At 47.6% G+C, this 3,845-nt stretch carries 4 protein-coding genes; all 4 read left to right on the forward strand.

Annotation, left to right across the window (positions count from 1 at the left end):
• Window positions 1-725, forward strand: a 725-nt coding sequence (locus tag WBV75_RS07745; protein ID WP_424120059.1) for a thiamine pyrophosphate-dependent enzyme, incomplete at its 5' end; no start/stop codon positions are given.
• A gap of 44 nt (window positions 726-769) precedes the next feature.
• Complete coding sequence (gene ilvN, locus WBV75_RS07750; protein WP_424120060.1) at window positions 770-1,300, forward strand: acetolactate synthase small subunit; 531 nt, start codon at window positions 770-772, stop codon at window positions 1,298-1,300.
• Between the two features lie 30 nt (window positions 1,301-1,330).
• On the forward strand, window positions 1,331-2,806 hold the full coding sequence (gene ilvC, locus WBV75_RS07755; protein ID WP_424120061.1) for a ketol-acid reductoisomerase: 1,476 nt from the start codon (window positions 1,331-1,333) through the stop codon (window positions 2,804-2,806).
• A 48-nt stretch (window positions 2,807-2,854) separates the two neighbouring features.
• The coding region (locus WBV75_RS07760) for an aldehyde dehydrogenase family protein (RefSeq protein WP_424120062.1) at window positions 2,855-3,845 on the forward strand (991 nt) is incomplete at its 3' end.

Below are 3,845 nucleotides of genomic sequence, written 5' to 3' on the forward strand. Positions count from 1 at the left end.
ATGCACAGGAGACCCTATCCCTGTTGTTGCCAAAAATTCGCAAAAATAACCATGCGGACTGGGTAGGGGAATTTCACAAGAAGTATCAACAAGAGTTTGAAGCAGTTATTGAAAATGATATACACCCCGCCAAACCCGGTCTCACTATGGGGGAGGTCATTGAGCAAATTAACCAGGCTTCGGAGCACAAGGCCGTCATTGTTACAGATGTGGGGCAGCATCAAATGGTCACGTGCAGGTATGCCAAATTCAAAGAGTCGAAAAGCAATATCACTTCAGGAGGTCTGGGCACCATGGGCTTTGCCCTTCCCGCGGCCATAGGAGCCAAGATGGGGGCCATGGATCGGGAAGTCGTCGCAGTGATCGGAGATGGGGGTTACCAGATGACTATTCAGGAACTCGCTACTATTCATCAGAATAAATTACCCGTTAAGATTGTGGTTCTCAACAATGATTTTCTCGGTATGGTACGCCAGTGGCAGGAGCTCTTTTTTGAGAGCCGGTATGCCTCTACAGTTATGGTGAATCCGGATTTTGTCAAAATAGCAGAGGGCTATTATCTCAATGCCCGACGGGTGGATAAGCGGGAAGAACTCGCTGATGCCGTAGCAGAAATGATGGCTTCAAAGGAGGCTTATTTTCTGGAGGTTCGGGTGGAGAAGGAGGACAATGTTTTTCCGATGATTCCTTCGGGGGCATCTGTTTCGGAGATCCGCCTTAAATAGCAATTGGCTTTAAAATTAAAGAAGTAATCAGTAGTCAGAAAGTAATGGAAAAAACCTGGTTTACCATATCCGTTTATTCAGAAAACAATGTGGGATTGCTCAATAGGATATCCGGAATATTCTTAAAGCGTCACATTAATATTGAAGGCTTAAATGTTTCAAAATCAGAAATTGAAGGAGTTTCTAAATTTACGATTGTGATTTACACGACGCTCGAATGGACCCGGCGTATCGTTTCCCAAATCGAAAAACAGGTGGAGGTGATAAAGGCCTTTTACCATACGGATGATGAGATCATTTATCAGGAATCCGCCCTGTTTAAAATTGCCTCACACCTCCTCTTCGACGAACGTCAGATACAGAATATCATCAAGGAGAGCAATGCCCAGATTGTGACGGTGAGCCGGGACTATTTTGTACTCGCGAAAACCGGCCGGCGCCATGAAATTGACGAGATGCATGACGAATTGGAACCCTATGGCATCATGCAGTTTGTAAGGAGTGGCAGGATAGCGGTGACCAAAGCCGAAATGCCCATCTCCTCCTTGTTGGAAAAATTTCAACTCGAACAATAATAAAACACCTTATATCTTAAAATACGGACTATGGTTAATTACTTCAATACCCTTTCATTACGAGAAAAACTCGAGCAACTCGGGAAATGCCGTTTTATGGAGGCGACGGAATTTTCAGATGGGGTGAAGGCCCTTAAAGGAAAAAAGATTGTAATTGTCGGCTGTGGGGCCCAGGGGCTCAATCAGGGCTTAAATATGCGCGATTCCGGCCTGGATATCGCCTATGCGCTCAGACCTGCTGCTATTTCAGAGAAAAGAGCCTCTTTCCGCAATGCCACTGAGAATGGATTTAAGGTAGGCACTTATGAAGAATTGGTACCCGAGGCAGATCTGGTCATCAACCTGACCCCTGACAAACAGCACACCTCTGTAGTCGGAGCGGTAATGCCACTGATGAAAAAAGGAGCCACTTTGTCTTATTCACACGGATTTAATATCGTTGAAGAAGGGATGCAGGTCCGTAAGGACCTCACCGTAATTATGGTCGCCCCGAAAAGTCCGGGATCAGAAGTTCGGGAGGAATACAAACGGGGATTTGGAGTACCCACCTTGATTGCGGTACATCCTGAAAACGATCCGGACCATCAGGGACTGGCCCGTGCCAAGGCATACGCCGTGGCGACCGGTGGCCATAAGGCGGGAGTCCTTGAATCTTCCTTTGTCGCTGAAGTGAAATCAGATCTCATGGGCGAACAGACCATTCTCTGTGGCCTGTTGCAGACCGGATCCATTCTTTGTTTTGACAAGATGGTGGCTGATGGGATACCCGCACCCTATGCTGCTAAACTGGTGCAGTATGGATGGGAAAATATCACCGAAGGCCTTAAATACGGAGGGATTACCAATATGATGGACCGTTTATCCAATCCTGCAAAAATTGAGGCTTTCAGGTTGTCTGAAACGCTTAAAAAAATTATGCAGCCCCTGTTTCGAAAGCATATGGACGACATCATGAGTGGGAATTTTTCCAAAACCATGATGGAGGACTGGGAAAATGGGGATGCCAATCTTTTGAAGTGGCGTGCAGCTACTGGAGAAACAGCTTTTGAGAAAACGACGGCTTCCCAGGATGAAATTACAGAGCAGGAATGTTATGATAAGGGGGTCCTTATGGTCGCCTTCGTACGTGCCGGGGTAGAACTGGCATACGAAGCCATGACGGAATCTGGAATTGTAGGGGAATCTGCGTATTATGAATCCCTTCATGAAACCCCGCTTATTGCCAATACTATTGCGCGTAAGAAACTCTTTGAGATGAACCGGGTAATCTCGGACACAGCTGAATATGGTTGTTATCTTTTTGATCACGCCTGTAAACCCCTGCTTTCCGGCTTTATGGAAACGGTCTCTACAGAGGTCATCGGAAAAGCCTTCGGCAAAGGGTGCGATACAACGGTGGACAATGCAGAGCTCATTCATGTCAATAAGACCATAAGACAACATCCTGTGGAGCAGGTAGGCTCGAGGCTGCGAGCTTCCATGACAGCCATGAAACCCGCTATCTGATCCCTCGGAAAGCTAGCCCGAATTATTAACTCTAAATGCATCAACAACATGAATGCTTTTACTCCAATCCCTGACAAATTCACTTTAAAAGCGCCTGTAGATCAAAGGCAATATCTGATCGGAGGGGAGTTAATGCAATGGGCGGGAAAGACCTCTGAGGTGTTTTCTACCATCTCGGCTACCCCGGAGTATAAACCCACCTTATTGGGGAGTATCCCGGATATGGGGGAGAGCGAGGCCATGAAAGCGCTGGATGCTGCGCTCCTGGCCTATGACAAAGGGAAGGGGGCCTGGCCGACCATGAAGGTAAAAGACCGTATCGCCTGTATGGAAAAATTCCTGGGGCAGATGAAAGCCAGACGGGAAGAAATTGTAACCCTTTTAATGTGGGAGATTGGGAAATCCCTTCCGGATTCCCAGAAGGAATTCGACCGGACAGTTGAATACATCGAAGATACCCTGGAGGAATATAAAGCACTCGACCGCAATGCTGCCCGCTTTGAAAAGCACGATGGGGTGTATGCGCATATCCGGAGGGGACCGCTTGGTGTCGTCTTATGCCTGGGGCCTTATAATTACCCGCTGAATGAAACTTTTGCCTTGCTCATTCCCGCGATCATCATGGGGAATACGACCATATTCAAACCGGCCAAACACGGGGTTTTACTGATCACCCCCCTCCTGGAAGCATTTCAGAACAGCTTTCCGAAAGGGGTGGTAAACATATTGTTTGGCAGGGGTAGGGCGGTAGCTGCTCCGATTATGAAGACGGGTAAGGTAGATGTGCTAGCACTTATCGGAAATAGCAAGTCTGCCAATGCCCTTCAGGATCAACACCCCAAGAGCAACCGGCTCCGCCTGGTACTCGGACTGGAGGCCAAAAATCCGGCGATCATCCTTCCTGATGCAGACCTTGAACTGACGATCCAGGAATGTCTCTCAGGGACATTATCCTTTAATGGGCAGCGCTGTACGGCCCTTAAAATTGTCTATGTTCACGAGCAAATTCAGGAGGCTTTCCTCAAGCGTTTTGCAGCGG

The organism is Robiginitalea sp. (genome assembly GCF_049588695.1).
Lineage (GTDB): Bacteria > Bacteroidota > Bacteroidia > Flavobacteriales > Flavobacteriaceae > Robiginitalea.